This is a genomic window from Ligilactobacillus sp. MP3, from assembly GCF_024436335.1.
Lineage (GTDB): Bacteria > Bacillota > Bacilli > Lactobacillales > Lactobacillaceae > Ligilactobacillus > Ligilactobacillus salivarius.
This window is the reverse complement of sequence record NZ_JANFQI010000008.1, coordinates 25,031-41,670: the sequence shown is the minus strand read 5'-3', so window position 1 is coordinate 41,670 and position 16,640 is coordinate 25,031. Positions and strand designations below refer to the sequence as shown.

Genomic DNA, 16,640 nt, shown 5'->3' with positions numbered 1-16,640 from the left:
TTTATCTTAAGCTTCACTACCCATCTTATCTGCCAATTTAATTGCTTCTATGTATTTTTCCTTATCAAATGGGGTCTGCTTATATTCATTAGTTTGCATCGCAAGTTCTGTTATTTTTTCCGCATCGCTAGCCTTTAACCCAATTTCTGCTAATGATACTGGCAAGCCTAATTTCTTATTAAAAGTAATTACTTTCTTCAATTCTTCTAATTCATTGAAATAAGCATGTAGCACCATTACTCCAAAAGCAACAACTTGCCCATGTAATGGTTCTTTTTCTTTTTTAATCGCTGTCGTTGCATTGTAGAAAGCATGAGCATGGCAGGAATTGTAATAAAAATCGTCTTGATTTACTAAGTTTGAAGCATATCCTGTTGAAACCAAAATATCCAAAGCAATTTCTTCAATAGCCCTACTTACAGTTCTATTTTCTACATCTTTAATTCCTTGTTCCCCATACTTATAGAAAGCATCTTTAGAAGAAGCCGCAATTGCTGCACCTAATACTGCTGTATGAGGCAATTCCACACCACGTTCAACTGCTGCAGCTATCGCATGTTCTACTTCAGGAGCCTTACTAATACCATCACCTACTCCTGCCCAGAAATATTCTTTCGGTGCTTTAGCAATCACGCTTGTATTGATGAAAACATGTGCTGGTACATCTGGATATCCATATCTATCAAATGATCCATCTTCCTTATATAAAACAGAAATACCAGTTCCAGCTGAACAATTTGAACAGATTGTTGGGAATGTAAAAATAGTCTTATCTAAAGCCTTTGCCACCATCTTTACAGTGTCTAATGCTCTACCTCCACCAAAGCCAAAAACTATATCTGCATCTTGAACTTCGGGAGTCGCTACTAGTCTATCTATATTGGCTTGAGTTGCATCTTTCCCGTAAACAAAACTACCAGTTACAGCAAATCCATTATTTTCCAAAACACTTTTCACATCTGCTTGCGAACTTTTTAATGCTTTTTCTCCACCAATGAAAACAACTTTATGTACTTTATATTTATCTAAAACTTCTGGAATCTCTTTAAAACAATCTGAACCATAGCTATAGTTACTCATATAATTTGTTGTCATAGTAAAACCTCTTTTCTTTGTAAGCGTTATCTATGATTAAATTACCATTTTTCAATATCTCAGGTCAATAAAAAAGACACCTAAGTGCCGTTTTTACACTTAGATGTCTTCTGTCATTACTATTTCAATTGATAATTATCCAATTTTATCTAAAGCTTGTTTCAAATCATTAATCAAATCTTCTTCATCTTCAATCCCTACTAACAAACGAATCAATTCATCTTTAATTCCATTTTCTAAACGAATTTCTCTAGGAATTGAACCATGTGTCATTACTGATGGAACTTCAATTAAACTTTCAATCCCACCCAAGCTTTCAGCAAGAGAAATTACTTTCAAACTTTCAACAAACTTTTTAGTATCTAATCCTTCTTGTAATTCAAAAGAGATCATCGCTCCAAAATGATCTATTTGTTTCTTAGCTACTTCATATCCAGGAAAATCAGGTAAACCAGGATAAAGGATTCTTTCAACTCGAGCATCATTTTCTAAGAATCAATTATAGCCTTAGTATTAGCATGATGAACTCTCATTCTAGCCCCTAATGTCTTAATCCCTCTTTGAATTAACCAACTATCATCTTTCCTTAGCTACTGGTAAATCTAGTTCTATTAAGGGAGTCTGACCTATCAACTCATAAACACTTTTTACAATCATTGTCATCACTTCCAAATTAATTTTAGCTAATAAAAAAAGACACCAACCCAAATTATTGGATTAGTGTCAATTACGATTCTACGTATAAGTTATGGTTATAATCTAATTACTTGTTAAAACAGATTATCGGCACACCAAAACGTAAAGTGCAATTGACACGCTTCACAACAACATATATTTAATTCAACTGAATTAAATTTACGCATTTTGGTGTTACTCCTATCATTTATATAAGTCTATCAACTAATTGTAAGCAATTCTAGCACTTAATTTTTATTTCGTCAATGGTTTTAAATTGCTTACTTAAAAAATCTCGGCTATACTGTCATTAATTAATTATTAGAGGTGATATTATGGCTTTGCCAAAAAGAAGTGAAGTTCCAGTTAATGAAACATGGGATTTAACCGCTATTTATCCAGATAAAAAAGCTTGGAAAGCAGATATGGTAGCAGTTAGAGAATTAGTTACACAATTTCAAAATAACTATCGTTCTAAATTAACTGAGGCTAAAATTATTATTGCTGCTTTACATGATTTAGAAACTATCTATCAAAAGCTTAGTTGGATTGAACACTATGCTTTTCTACCTCAAACTACAGATATGACAAATCCTGAATACAATCAGATGCTAGTTGAAAACGATAATCTACAAGCTGCAATTACAGCTGATTTGTCATTTTTCAAAACTGAAGTTCTAACCAATCCAGTGTCTTTACTTGATCAAGTTGCAGAAATTGAACCTCAATTTGCTCCTGTTGTTCGTCATTGGAAAGTTGAAAAACCACATCAATTATCACCAGAAGTAGAGAAAACTTTAGCGACATTAAGTCCTACACTTAACTCGTCTGAGCGTATCTATACTACAGCTCGTGCTGCTGATTGGGATATGGAAGATTTTGAAGTTGATGGCAAGACTTATCCTATGTCATTTGTACTTTATGAAAATACTTATCAATATCATCCAAATCCTGAAGTACGTCATAAGGCACACCAAATTTTCTCTGATACTTTGCGCAAACACAAAAATACGGTTGCCGCTAACTATTACACTCAAGTAAGCAAAGAAAAGAAACTTGCTGATTTACGTGGCTATGATTCTGTTTTTGATTACTTATTATCAGATCAAGAAGTTTCACGTGAAACATTCGACCGTCAAATTGATGTTATTATCGATGAACTTGGTCCTGTTATGCAAAAATACGTTAAACTTCTACAAAAAGAACGTGGCTTAGACAAGATGCTTTACTCAGATTTACAAATCGACTTAGATCCTGAATTCGCACCTAAAGCTGATTTAGAATCTGCTACTGGCTATATTAGCGAGGCTGTTTCCGTACTTGGTGAAGATTATAAAAATACAATTTTGAAAGCTTTCCCTGAACGCTGGGTAGATTTCCCTGCCAATGCCGGTAAAGAATCTGGTGGCTTTGAAACAACTCCATACGGTCTTCATCCTTACATCTTGATGTCTTGGACTGGCGTTTTACCTGATGTCTACACTTTAATTCATGAATTAGGACACGCTGGTAACTTTATTAAGATTAACGAAAATAATTCAATCTTAACAGGTGAACCATCATTATACTTAATCGAGTCTCCTTCTACGTTTAATGAATTATTATTAACTCATTCATTGGAACAAAAGAGTGATGATCCTCGAATGAAACGTTTTGCATATACTACAATGTTAACTAATACTTACTTCCATAATTTTATCACTCATCTATTAGAAGCAGCCTTTCAACGTGAAGTTTATACTTTAATTGAAAATGGACAAACTTTTGATGGGGATAAACTTACTCAAATTAAAATGGATGTTCAAAAACGTTTCTGGGAAGATGCAGTAGATATTGATGAAAATGCTGGTCTAACTTGGATGCGTCAATCCCACTACTACATGGGATTATATTCTTACACTTATTCTGCTGGCTTAACAATTGCTACTCAAGCTTATCTAAAAGTTTTAGAAGAAGGTCAGCCTGCCGTTGATCGTTGGTTAGAATATATCTCTCTAGGTGATCAAAAGGCCCCAATGGATGCAGCTAAAGTTGCAGGAGTTGATGTTACTACTGCAGAACCTTTGCATAATACTATCAAGTTCTTAAACGACACAGTCGATAAAGTTATTGCACTAACCGAAGAATTAAATCAATAAAAATAAGTCTTGAATTTATCAACGAGGATAATTTCAAGACTTTATTTTTGTTTTTGACGATTTTAAGATAGGACCAATTTTCTAATTTCTGCAAATTTTAGCTTATTTTTGCAGAAATTAGAAAATTGGTCCTATGTTCAAATTCAACATTTTTACTTTTCAGTTATTTTATTTAACTCTTCTAAATCTTCGCCATATTACATTAAATGGTACGGCTTGAATAACTGTTGTTAAAACAATCAATAATGATCCAATAATTGCGGCTGTTGATAATTTAGTTCCTAATAAAGTAACAGCTAAAATTGTCGCAATCAATGGTTCAAAAGCACTTAAAATTCCGGTAACGGATGGTGCTATATAACGAATACTTTGTAAAAATAAGGTATAGGCAAACATCGTTCCAAATACCACAATATAGATCACTAACACTATATTGAATAATGATAAATGTGGTTGTTCCATTGTTAAGAACCATGGCAACATAATAATTCCACTAACAAACATCGCTAGCCCACATACTACCATCGCATCGTATTTTTTCAACAATCCACTTGGAAGTAATGTATATAATGTAGCAGCAACTGCACTCCATAATCCCCAAGCTAACGCAATTGGGGTTAGAGTTAGTGTATCTAAACGACCGCCAGTTACTAGCAAAAATGTTCCCATTAATGCTACAGCAATTGAAATTCCATCTACTCTTCTTGGTCTAATTTTCTGACCAAAAGCCATCCATAAAACGATCAATACTGGCTGTAAATATTGTAAGACTGTCGCTGTCGGTGCATTGCTATATTTAATAGCAAAAAAATAAGATAATTGCGAATTCATAACTCCGAAAATTGCGAATGCCAAAACCATTGCCATATTTTTTCGATCATGAATAATTTCATTGATTTGTTTTGAAGACTTAATTAATCCCCAAATTAATAATAGTAGTCCTGCACCTAATAATCTAACAGCTACTAACCACTCTGTTGTCACTGCATGTGTCATGAATAATTGCTGGGCTGCTGCTCCTGAACCTCCCCATAATGATGCTCCACCAGCAGCTAATAATATGCCCTTCGTTTTCATTGACATAACTTAAATCACCTCTTTTATTTTTACAATTTAGAGACCAGAATAACACTCTCACGTTGTCTTGTAAACAACTAATTGTCATTTATTTTATAAGTTTTTAACGGATAATTAAATGTTGTCATAAAGTGACATTTGATGTTATCTTTTATGTATTTTGGGGAATAAAAAACTGGCAGAAATTTTCTCCCAGCTTTTTAATTATTCATCATCTTTTTCAACTCTTAATGGCAAATAATAAGCCTGTCTTTGCTTGAAAAATTCAGCCATTAAATCAACATATAAGTTAGGCTTAACCTTGCCTTGTGGACTAAGAAAGTCGTATCTTACTCCACCTTTTTCTACACTATAAAATCCAGCCTTTGTAAAACCATTACGTTCGTAAAAGTTTTGTCGGCGAATTCTTTGCTCATTGTTTGGAGCTTCTGGACTAGGTCTCTCAGAACTTAATCCCATTGTATAATCTTGATAACGTTCTTTGATTACTTCAAGAGCTTGGCTACCATAACCATCGCCTTGTCTATCAGGATCTACTGCTAGAAAGAAGATATATGCTAATTTCTTTGTCAAAATTGTATAGAAGAAACCAACCCATTCATTTTCATCATAAAGACTACAAAATTCTGCTTTTCCTTCATTCGCTCTCATTTTCAATAACCACAAAGGAATTCGTTCAACTTTTGGAAAAACTTCCTCATAAACTCTCTTTATCTGCTTAAAATCTTGTGACTTAGTTGAAATCTTTTCTACTTTTAATACCAAATTATCTTTCCTTTCTAATCTTTATAACGCCACTTCTTATCAGTCAATATACGTGCGGTAATTAATCCTAGTGGTAAAAACATTACGATTAAAGCTGCCTCAGTTAACCAAGTTGCTCCCACATTAATCGAAACTACCCCTATATTATATACAGCACGATACATGTATAATCCAGGAACCATAATCACAATTGAAGGAACCGTTAATGAAATACGTGGGTATCCTTTAATCAGTGATGCTAGTAGTCCAGCAACTAATGCAGCAGTAAATGCCGCCGCTCCTGCCGGAATATTAGTTAAGTCTACCAATTCTAGTCTAAGTGTATTAGCAATAGCTCCTATTATTCCAGCCCAAGTTGCCATCTCAATTGTACTATTAAACATAATTGAGAATCCAAATACTCCGACAAAACTAGCAGGAATCCGTAAAAGCATCATTGGTATTACTCCTAGATCTAATGGAATGAAGTTTACTGGTTTTAAATGAACTGCCATCGCTACCACCCAGCCTACTAAAGTAGCAACTGTGATAATCATAATCGCATACATCATTCTTTCTAAACCTGATCTCATATCAAGTTTAGCAATATCAAGTCCACTAGTAATAAATGGAAAACCAGGAATTACGAATAGCATCGCTCCAATATATCCAGCTTCATGTTGCAATGAAACATGCATTATTGCTACTAAAGATTTGAAGGCTATCAAATAGAATATACAAGCAACTGCCACACTAACAGACACACACGCCAATAAAGTAATGCGTCGCTCAATCATTTTTCTACGAATATAATTTCCAAAACCAGCTCCTACAAAAGAACACAACATTTCTACTAGACCTCCACCTAGTAAAAATACGAAGGCGCAACATGCAGAAGCTGCCGCTAAACCAGCCATAATAGCAGTATAGTGTCCTGGTTTACGCTCAATTTCATCTAGTATTTCATGGATCTGTTCAGCACTTAAATCAGAACCGCCTTTATTAAAATCCATAACAAATTGTTCCATTTCTGACAATTTATCGGTATTTACACCTGTACTTGCTAAAGACAAAGCTTGTGTGTAGCCATGCCCTTCTTCATCAACACAAGTATATTCAATTGATACCAAACCTACATCAGCCGAACATGAAATATTTAACTCTCTGGCAATAGTATTCATAGAATCTCGCACTCGCCAAGCACCAGTTCCGTACGACAGAAGCATAATCCCTACTCTTCCTACCAAGGTAGCTTTTTCTTTTAAAGTTGCCCTCTTAGCAGGAGTATTACTATTATCTGGCGTAAAATTATGCCATGGCATTTGCATGTGGTGATGTTTCATCACTGATTGCAACATAGTATTGGCTTCCTCATCGCTCATTTTAATCAACTCCAAACACCAATTATTGTAACAAACTCAATTATATATCTTACAGAAAATTATGTCAGTCAAAGAATTTATTTTAACACAAACTACCAAAAAAATATCCCATAGTCATCAACTAATTAGCCAATGACTATGGGACATCTCTTATTTTTAATTATTAATTTTATATTTTAGATAAAGCCTGTGATTACACTACCAACAACTAGTAGTACTAAACCAGCTAATGTGAAACCTAGTTCACGAGAAGTTTTACGTTCATGTAAGAACAACATTCCACCTAAAGTGGAAATAACTACACTCAATTGTGTGTAAATAAATGCACTTGAAGTTCCATTTTCTTGAGCAGAGAAGATATATGCAAATGCTGCAATACCCCAAATTGCTCCACCGATCATACCAGCCCAACTTTCACGTGCTGTTAATGCAGATGTTTCTCTAGTAGCGAAAACAAAGATTAAAGCACCACACAAAATACCTAACATTTCAGGTAAATATAATGCAGTTGGAGAAACATGTCTTACAGCTGGTAAGTTAGGGAATGAACTATAGATCCAGTAACCAACTGTTGTAACTAATAAGAATAATACATCCTTTACAGAAGCTGCTTCACTCTTGTTATCATCAGTTACCGCTGTTAAAACAACACCAACAACAACGATTGCCAAAGCAACAAGACCAATAATCTTAGCTGTTGTTCCACTCCAGTTACCTAGGAATAACATTCCAATTAAAGAGTTACCAACTAATTGGAAACCAGCTGAGATAGGCATAGTTGTTGTTACACCCATACGTTCAGGTTTCATAGAAATAAATTGTCCAATTTGACCGATTGTCCAGCAAGCACCTGCCATGAAAGCCCAAATGAAAGCGGAAGCTGTAATTGTTGGGTGCATGATAGCAAATACGATTAAACCAACCAAAGTAGCACCTAAACCGGTTCCAAGAATTTGATTAGCAGGACCACCGCCAGTTTTGCTAGCGATTAATGGAAAAATACCCCAACAAACAGCAGGTATCAATGCAATAATGATATTCAATTTTGTTCACCTCAAAAAACTTTTTCTCTCTCTATCTGAAAAAACAGACTATTTTAATATTATCCTATAAAGTTAGTTGAAAATCAATGGTAAGGCTTACTTTTAATTGAATTTTAATTCTACGCAGTAATTGTCGCTATTGCTTCTTCTAAAGTAAATTCAAAGCTCGTTTGTGCTGGAACTAGTGCTAATTTGAATAAGCCCCACAGTTCATTTTGAGCATACCCAAATATCACAGCTCGATATAATCGTGCTCTGTTTATAACATCATTTTTAGTAAATGGTTCAATCAAACTTTCTAACAACTCTACTAAATCTTTAAAATGATTTCTTGCTTCTTCTTTTTGACTATAATCAATTCCACCAAAAGCCAAACGTGTTAGTTGTGGCTGAACTAATAATAATTCATGCAGTTTACGGCCATATATACGTAGAGCTTCTTTTCCAGAAATTCCTTGCAATTCTTCTTTAATTTGTTCAGTTAAACTATCTAAAAAATCATTAATTACTGTAATTTTTAGTTCTTCTTTATCGGCAAAATATGGATACATCGCCTGAGAATGTACCCCCCCCCAATACACCAGCAACCTTACTGAAACTTAATTTCTCAGCTCGTTCTTTATTTATAATCTCCTTAGCTGCTTCTATTATTTTTTCGGTTGATAAATTTCTTTTTTGTGTCATTTTTTATTCTCTCACTTGTATTTGTTTATTATTAGGTCTATCATTACACTTTGTAAATTAATATAGTAATTATTTTACTTTCTTTACTACTATTAAGCTATATTTCGATATTATACAAAGGAAAGGACTATTTTATGGACGAAGCACAACGAGAAAAAAGCCCATGGAAACGTAATTTATACATTCTATGGGTTTGTACTTTTATCGCTGGCATTGCTTTTAGTGAGCTTATGCCATTTATGTCTTTATATGTCAGTCAACTAGGACATTTTTCTAAGGCACAAGTTTCCTTTTATAGCGGTTTGGTCTATGCTGCTACTTTTCTAGTCACTGCCATCGTTTCTCCATTATGGGGAATGCTAGCTGATATTAAAGGACGCAAAATCATGTTAATTCGCGCTTCCTTTGGTATGGCCTTTGCTATGTTTTTAATGGGACTTATCACTAACGTCTGGGAATTAATTGCCTTACGTGCCCTTCAAGGTTTATTTTCAGGTTTCATTTCAAATGCTCAAGCTTTAATAGCATCGCAAACACCTAGAAAGCATAGTGGGAAAGCTCTAGGAACTCTAGTCACTGGCTCAACTTCTGGAATGTTAATGGGACCTATCATCGGTGGTGTATTAGCCCAATTCTTCTCTATTAGAGACACTTTTTTTATCACCGCTTCCTTACTAGCCCTAGCAGGAATTTTATCTGCCACTTTAGTTAAAGAATACTTTGTACCTATTAGACGAGAAAAAAATTCTAAAGAACATCGTGGTTTATTATCACAATTTCAAAACCCTCGCCTAATCATCGTTTTGCTTATTTCTACTATGATGGTTCAATTAGGAAATATTTCAATCGCCCCTATTATCAGTTTATACATCAAAGAACTTATGCACAATCAAGGCCCTATTGCCTTAGTAGCTGGTATTATTGCTGCTTTACCGGGTATTTCCAATATCATTTCAGCCCCACGTTTAGGAGCTTATGGTGATGCTCATGGATCAAATAAAGTTCTAATGGCAGGTTATCTTTTTGCTGTTATCATGTACTTCCCACAAGGATTTGTTTCAAGCATTTGGTTACTAGGAATTCTACGTTTCTTTATTGGTATTTCTGATGGTGCACTATTTCCTACCATCCAAACTTTACTAACAAAGAATTCTCCTGCATCAGCTACATCTGCCGTCTTTTCTTGGAATCAATCTTTCCAAGCTTTAGGCAATATGTTCGGCTCACTTTTAGGTGGTTCTTTAGCTGGTCTTTTTGATTACAATGTTGTTTTCATTTCTACCGCTACTCTACTACTACTTAATTTCCTAATTTTATGGTTTACTGAGCCAAGCTTACGTTTGAAATTTAATAGATAACAAAAAACCAGTGGGCAATAACCACTGGTTTTTTACTATTTATTCTTTTGTGTTTTTAGTGCTAATTCCAACGTCTTATCAACCAATACTGATTGACTATCGATAATTGGTAAATCAGTAATAGGTTCTCTCTCTTGAGCTAATGATAACTCTGTACAACCTAAAATAACCGCATCACACTTTTCATCTTTCACCATATCTTCAACTAATTCATAGAATAATTTACCATCAACATAATCTTTTTCTTTGATGTCATCATAAATTAATTCCATTGTCTTAGCTTGAATTTCAGCTGTTGGTTTTACTAATTCATAGCCAGCATCTAAGATTTCTTTATCGTATACACCATCATGTAAGGTACCATTGGTTGCGACAATCCCTACTCTCTTAGCATTAGGATAATCTTGCTTAATTTGTTCAACCGCTAAACGTGGCATATGCAACACAGGTACATCAACTGCAGCTTGTAACTCATCATAAAAATAATGTGCTGTGTTACATGGCAATGTAAAGAAGTCTGGTTTTAAACTTGCTTGTTGTTTAAAATCTTCCAATAATGGAATCTTAGGATTTGGTTTACTATTATCTAAGATATAGGCTGTTCTATCTGGAACTGTTGCATGATTAACCAAAATATAATTCAAATATTCTTGATCATTATTAGCTGGTGTACGTAAATTCAACTGATGAATATAGCTTTCAGTTGCCATCGTGCCCATACCACCAATAATTGTAAAGAAATTTTTCATAAGTTTAGATCACCCTTTATTTTCTTTGAAATAACGATTGAAGTTCTTCACATAGTTATGATTCATCCACTTAATTAATAGCCAACGTCTAATATTCATATCTTTAGAATATTCGAAAGTTGTTCCGTAACGACCAGCTTTAATTAATTCCAAAGCTTTTTGCTTATCTTCATTATCCTTGGCATATTTCTTAAATACTTTCGCAGGCACACCTAACCATAGAGCGTGTTGTTCTTCATCTTTATTTCCATAGACCGTTTCTTGACCCTTTAAGCTATCTTTAACGTAGTCTTTAACAACCCAATCAGCTAAATTGTAACCATCTAAAGTTACAAAGAAACTACTTCTTCCTTGACGAAGATTAATTTCAAATAACTTATATGTGTTATCTCTTGTGTCGTACTTCATATCAAAGTTAGCATAACCAGTATAGTTAATAGCCTCTAAGAAATTCTTGATACGATCATAGATATCTTGATTAAAGTCTGGCAATATTGCAACATAGTTTCCGATTGCTGATGGTGCTGGATCTTCTAGTAAAGGATGTCCCATACACATCATCTTAACTTTATGATCTTTATCTACATAGGCATTCAATACACGCATATGACTATCATCACCAGGAATAAAGTCTTGTAAAATGAAGTCAGACTTATAGCCATTTGCATATGCTTGTTTCAAGACATAATCAAATTCTTCTCGATCCTTAATTCTAAAGGCTTTTTTACGACCTTCAAAATGAACGTCAAGCCATTCAACACTATTAGCTGGTTTCAATGCTACCGGATATTGGAATGGTTGTTCAATCTTGTCTCCACTGTCATGATCAGCTTTAGTGATGATTTTTGTTTTTGGATATGGTAAGTCATACTTGTCACACATTTCATAGAAACGTTCCTTATTATTCAAATGCTTCAATAAATCATAGTCAACGTAAGGACAAATAAATACATCTGACAATTCATCCTTATGCTTAGCAATCAATTCTGCATAGCCATCACCACAACCAATTAAGATTACTGGTTCTTCATGATCAGCGTAACGTTTCTTTATCTTACGCATTTCATTAATCCAAACTGGATCTTCAGAAAAACCATCTATTAATTCTAAGTCAACAATTTTTGTAAATCTTGTTGGTGCTAATTCTATTTCTGCAAATGCTTTAACTGGTTTATGGTATAGTTCATAAAAAGAACGTGCCATTCCGTAAACATTAAAATCACTACCTAATAAAATTGGTGTAAATGCTGGTGCACTCATTATAATTCCTCCACAATTTTCTTTGCTACATTAACATCTGATGGATAAGGTACATCGACACCCTTTATCTTTTGATAAGGATCTTCTCCTTTACCCGCTAATACTACTATATCGTTATTAGTACTCATTTTAATGGCTTTCTCAATTGCCATTTCTCTGTCTAGTTCAAACTCTACTTTTACATTATCATGGTTGATATAACTATCAATTTCTTGAGCAATCTTCATTGGATCTTCAAAGCCTGGATCATCCGTTGTCAAAATCACATGATCCACTTCTTCACTAACTGCTTTTCCGAAACCTGGACGACGAGAAATACCCTTATCTCCAGGAGAACCCAAAACAGCAATTACTCGACCGGCATGAGTTTGTTGTTTTAAAAAGGTAAATAAAGCTTTTAAACTAGCATAATTATGAGCATAATCAACATAGATTGTACCATTATTTTTTGTTTTAATAATTTCCATTCTACCAGGAATATGTACTCTATCAAGTGTCTTGCGTGCATCTTCACCTTTAGCACCTGCAAGTAAAGTAGCGATAATCGCACTAGTAGCATTTCCTTCGTTATAATCGCCTGGCACACTTAATTCATACTTTCCATCAACATGTAAGGTTTGAGCCTTATCACTAAGTCCCTTAACCTCAATTACACTTTTATGCAAATCTTCAAAATCATTTTGATATTCAATATCTACTGGAATATTGTCAGAAATTTGAGCACCCTTGCGTGCAAAAACATATATATCTTCTGGTTCTGTTGTTGCTTTTGCAGTATAGTAAACATCTCTCAAATAAGCTGTTTCTCCATTAATCACACAACGCTTAGAATTTACTAAGAGTTGTTCCTTACAATGAAGATAATCATCAAATGTTGGATGTTCATTTCTACCAATATGATCTGGTGAGATATTTAAGAATATCCCCACATCAAATGTAAGTCCATACACACGATTCTTCTTGTATGCCTGTGATGAAACTTCCATTACCAAATGAGTCATGCCATTATTAACTGCAGCTCTCATATCATGGAATAAATCAAGTGATTCTGGAGTTGTTAAATCTGATTTAAATCTTTGATCAGGTTCATTTCCCAACACTCTATCAATAGTTGAAAAAAGAGCTACTTTTTTATCTGTTGCTTTTGCTAGAATATGCTCCGCAAAATAAGCTGAAGTAGTCTTTCCTTTTGTTCCTGTATAAGCAATAATAAATAACTCATTTTGAGGAAAACCATAGAATGCTGCACCTAATAGTGCCATCGCTTTTTGTACGTTAGTTACAATAATACCTGTCGCATCCATTCCTTTAGCATACTTTTGTTCAGAAACATAGGCTGTTGCACCTTTTTCCAAAGCTGAAGTTAAGTAACTAGGTTTAAAATTACCTTTACAGAAAAACAAAGTATTATCTGACACTTTTCTTGAATCATAAGTTACATTTTCAAAAGTCAATTTTTGTTCGTTAACCACTTCTTTTAAGAGGTGGTGTTCATCCAATAAAGATAAAGCTGGGGTTATTTCTAATGCCATCAGCTCCTACACCTTCTAACTTTTTAAACTTGTCTCAAATATCTATTATTTCACGTTTTTGCTAAAAAAGAAATATTTGGTTGAGATTTTTATACAATATATAATATTAAAAAAGATTAGCTTGATCTCTCAAACTAATCCTTTTATTTTTTAGAAGCTCCACTAACAGCATCAACTTCACCTGGTTTAGTGAATTTATATTCTACTTCGCCATCAACTAGAACTACATGTAAATCATAATCATCGATTAACCACATATCTGTTGGCATTAAATAGAAAGATACACCATCTATCACTTCTTCAACTCCTGCAGTTTCATCATTATCTAACATAATCCCTAGATAATAACTTGGAAAAACTGTTGGAATTCCACCATATATTTTAGTAATTATCTTTATTCTATCGCCCTTTTCAAGACGCATTTCTTCGATTAATTTACGTCCTGCTTCTTCACTAACTTTAAATTCCATAATTAATAACACCCCAAATCAAAATTAATTTAACCTTATCAATATAATTATATCAAATAAGTAACCGATTTCAATTTAGTGAATAAATTAACTAAATTGCATACAAAAAAGCCCCAGAAATTGAGTGGATTTCTGGAGCATAGGATGAATGTTCTTGCTTTTTGTCTAAGTGATAGTTTGAATATAAGTAAAAGCGTTCATTCATGAAAGACATAGGGGAGTTATTAACATCGGTTGATAGTAGTTTGAGTGTTTGAGTGAAAGTTTTACCAAGGATAGCTAATAACTATGACTTCCATAGTATAATTTACCAGAGAAAAAGTAGAAAATAAAGATTTCTAACATAAAAAATTACACTTATAGTAAAATTTTGTCTATTTTCCCGTAAAAAGGACCTTAATTTAGATATTTTTATCCGTTTTTTTATATTATTCTGTTACTAAAATTAATATGCTTTTTATTAGACTTTACCTTATTTTTTCCCTAAACTTTAAGTAAAATCATTTTTAGAGAGGTAAATTTTTATGCCTAATAAAATCAGTGGCACTGATGCCATGTTAAAAGTTTTGCATGAATGGGGAGTTACTCATATTTATGGTCATCCTGGTGGCTCACTTGACTCTACTATGAATGCTTTACACAATCAACAAGATAAAATTAAATTTATTCAGGTTCGCCACGAAGAAGCTGGAGCCTTGGCTGCTTCTGCCAGTGCTAAGCTCTCAGGTAAAGTTGGAGTAGTATTAGGCTCTGCTGGTCCAGGTGCCATTCATCTTCTTAACGGACTGCACGATGCCAAAGCCGATCATGTTCCAATATTCGCAATCATCGCTCAAGTACCTACTACTAAGATGAATATTGATTTCTTCCAAGCTTACAATGAAGGTCCTTGGTTTGATAATGTTGCTTGTTGGAATAGAACAGCTATGACTGCTGAAAGTATTCCTAAACTTGTTGATGAAGGTATCCGTCAAGCTTATAAGCATCGTGGAGTCGCCACCCTAATTTTACCTAAAGACCTAGGATGGAAAATGATTCCTGATACTTTTGTTTCCAATACTGCTAACCACGTTGAACCAATTTACCCTGAACCCAATCCTCAATCCATTACCGACGCTTTAGAACTGATAAAAGCAGCTAAAGCACCTATGGTTTACTTCGGTATTGGGGCTAAACATGCTGCTAAGGAATTGAAAGAAATTTCTGCTAAATTTAAACTTCCTCTAGTATCTTCTGTTCTTGCTAAGGGAATTATTGAAGATACCTATCCTACTTATATGGGATCAACTGGCCGTGTTGCTCCAAAAACCGGAGTAGAATTAGGATTTAATACTGATTTAATTCTCTGGATTGGTAACGATGTGCCTTTCAGTATCTTCCTTTTTAATCCTAAGGCTAAAGTCATTCAAATTGATATTGATAGTGAAAAATTAGGTAAACGACATCAAGTTACTGTTCCAATTCTTGCTGATTCTAAAAAAACATTGCAAGCCTTACTTAAACAAGGTGAAGAATTACCTGAAACACCATTCTACAAAGCTGCTTTAGCTAACAAAGAAAATTGGCTAGCATGGTTAAATAGATTTAAACACAGTGAAGATATCCCACTTAGACCTGAACCAGTTTTCGAAGTTTTGAATCAAGAAGCTAGTGATCAAGCAATCTTCACTCTTGATGTTGGTAATGTAAATATTAACTTTGCTAGACTTATGAACTTACATGATCAACAAAAATGGACTACCTCAGGCCAATTCGCAACTATGGGGTATGGTGTTCCTGCGGCCATCGCAGCTAAAATACTTTATCCAGATCGTGACGTATATAGTCTTAATGGCGATGGTGGTTTTGCTATGCTAATGGAGGAAATCATTACACAAGTAAAGTACAATTTGAATATTATCAACATTATTTTTAACAATAAGACCCTTGGCTATATCGAGGCTGAGCAAATTGATGACACTCAACAACCTGTTTTTGGAGTCGATCTTCCTGATACTGATTGGGCAACAATCGCCAAAGGAATGGGTGCAATTGGGTATACAGTCTACACTTTAGACGACTTTAAAGAAGCAATTGCTGCTGGTAAAGAAAGTTCCAAGCCAATTGTAATTGACGTTAAATTTACTCGAGAGATGCCATTTACTACTGAGCATATGTATTTGGATCCTAGTTACCAAGATCCACAGAAAGTAGCTAGTTTTATCGAAAAATATCAAGCAACTACTTTACGTCCATTTAGTTATTTCCTAAAGCGTGAACTAGGGGAATCTCGCGATGATTTTAACTCCGCGATGCAAAATGTTTTTGATGTAATTACAACACCATCAACCTTACCGGAAAATTATGACCAAAAGAAAAAAGAACAAGATCAAATCATCCCAGATGCAGTTTCTGGAGCTTCCGAGTACTAAAAAAATCCTATGAAATTGGGTT

Annotated in this window: 14 protein-coding genes and 1 pseudogene; 3 read left to right on the top strand and 12 right to left on the bottom strand. The window is 34.2% G+C overall.

All coding sequences use genetic code 11. The features are described 5' to 3' along the window. Positions 1 to 6: 6 nt before the first annotated feature. Positions 7 to 1,095: an iron-containing alcohol dehydrogenase family protein gene (locus tag NOU10_RS07035; RefSeq protein WP_255906419.1), complete on the bottom strand. Its 1,089-nt coding sequence runs from the start codon at positions 1,093 to 1,095 to the stop codon at positions 7 to 9. Positions 1,096 to 1,230: 135 nt separating this feature from the next. Next, positions 1,231 to 1,685, bottom strand: a pseudogene (locus NOU10_RS07030) (PLP-dependent transferase); the annotation flags it as partial. 420 nt (positions 1,686 to 2,105) lie between these two features. Here NOU10_RS07030 and pepF point away from each other — a divergent pair. Then, entirely contained in the window at positions 2,106 to 3,908 is a 1,803-nt protein-coding gene (pepF, locus tag NOU10_RS07025; protein ID WP_255906418.1) for an oligoendopeptidase F, read from the top strand. Between the two features lie 168 nt (positions 3,909 to 4,076). Here pepF and NOU10_RS07020 read toward each other — a convergent pair whose 3' ends face one another. The 6 genes from NOU10_RS07020 to NOU10_RS06995 all read right to left on the bottom strand — a co-directional run bounded on the left by NOU10_RS07020 (position 4,077) and on the right by NOU10_RS06995 (position 8,838). Then, a complete protein-coding gene (locus tag NOU10_RS07020; protein WP_003702035.1) occupies positions 4,077 to 4,991 on the bottom strand; it encodes a DMT family transporter in 915 nt (304 codons plus the stop codon). Between the two features lie 198 nt (positions 4,992 to 5,189). Beyond that, the gene (locus tag NOU10_RS07015) at positions 5,190 to 5,750 is read right to left on the bottom strand and encodes a GNAT family N-acetyltransferase (RefSeq protein WP_003707363.1); all 561 of its coding nucleotides are present in this window, start codon (positions 5,748 to 5,750) and stop codon (positions 5,190 to 5,192) included. A gap of 14 nt (positions 5,751 to 5,764) precedes the next feature. After that, positions 5,765 to 7,111, bottom strand: coding sequence for a threonine/serine exporter ThrE family protein (locus NOU10_RS07010; RefSeq protein WP_253006131.1), 1,347 nt, complete (start codon positions 7,109 to 7,111; stop codon positions 5,765 to 5,767). 176 nt (positions 7,112 to 7,287) lie between these two features. Next, a complete protein-coding gene (locus NOU10_RS07005) occupies positions 7,288 to 8,154 on the bottom strand; it encodes a GRP family sugar transporter (protein ID WP_003707369.1) in 867 nt (288 codons plus the stop codon). A gap of 119 nt (positions 8,155 to 8,273) precedes the next feature. Further along, the gene (locus NOU10_RS07000) at positions 8,274 to 8,705 is read right to left on the bottom strand and encodes a TetR/AcrR family transcriptional regulator (protein ID WP_255906415.1); all 432 of its coding nucleotides are present in this window, start codon (positions 8,703 to 8,705) and stop codon (positions 8,274 to 8,276) included. Continuing rightward, entirely contained in the window at positions 8,683 to 8,838 is a 156-nt protein-coding gene (locus NOU10_RS06995; RefSeq protein ID WP_255906414.1) for a hypothetical protein, read from the bottom strand. The genes NOU10_RS07000 and NOU10_RS06995 overlap by 23 nt, the downstream gene beginning before the upstream one ends. A gap of 134 nt (positions 8,839 to 8,972) precedes the next feature. Between NOU10_RS06995 and NOU10_RS06990 the strand changes: the two genes are divergently transcribed. Beyond that, the gene (locus tag NOU10_RS06990; RefSeq protein ID WP_255906413.1) at positions 8,973 to 10,196 is read left to right on the top strand and encodes an MFS transporter; all 1,224 of its coding nucleotides are present in this window, start codon (positions 8,973 to 8,975) and stop codon (positions 10,194 to 10,196) included. 35 nt (positions 10,197 to 10,231) lie between these two features. On the opposite strand, the gene NOU10_RS06985 is transcribed toward NOU10_RS06990, so the two are convergent. The 4 genes from NOU10_RS06985 to NOU10_RS06970 all read right to left on the bottom strand — a co-directional run bounded on the left by NOU10_RS06985 (position 10,232) and on the right by NOU10_RS06970 (position 14,207). Then, entirely contained in the window at positions 10,232 to 10,945 is a 714-nt protein-coding gene (locus tag NOU10_RS06985) for an aspartate/glutamate racemase family protein (RefSeq protein ID WP_003702044.1), read from the bottom strand. Between the two features lie 9 nt (positions 10,946 to 10,954). Beyond that, a complete protein-coding gene (locus tag NOU10_RS06980; RefSeq protein WP_069468834.1) occupies positions 10,955 to 12,205 on the bottom strand; it encodes a carboxylate--amine ligase in 1,251 nt (416 codons plus the stop codon). Beyond that, the gene (locus NOU10_RS06975) at positions 12,205 to 13,737 is read right to left on the bottom strand and encodes a UDP-N-acetylmuramoyl-L-alanyl-D-glutamate--2,6-diaminopimelate ligase (protein ID WP_255906412.1); all 1,533 of its coding nucleotides are present in this window, start codon (positions 13,735 to 13,737) and stop codon (positions 12,205 to 12,207) included. The genes NOU10_RS06980 and NOU10_RS06975 overlap by 1 nt, the downstream gene beginning before the upstream one ends. 143 nt (positions 13,738 to 13,880) lie before the next feature. Continuing rightward, complete coding sequence (locus NOU10_RS06970) at positions 13,881 to 14,207, bottom strand: hypothetical protein (protein ID WP_255906411.1); 327 nt, start codon at positions 14,205 to 14,207, stop codon at positions 13,881 to 13,883. A 524-nt stretch (positions 14,208 to 14,731) separates the two neighbouring features. Between NOU10_RS06970 and spxB the strand changes: the two genes are divergently transcribed. Then, positions 14,732 to 16,618 carry a pyruvate oxidase gene (gene spxB / locus NOU10_RS06965; RefSeq protein WP_255906410.1) on the top strand — a complete coding sequence of 629 codons (1,887 nt, stop codon included), beginning with the start codon at positions 14,732 to 14,734 and terminating at the stop codon, positions 16,616 to 16,618. Positions 16,619 to 16,640: the final 22 nt, after the last annotated feature.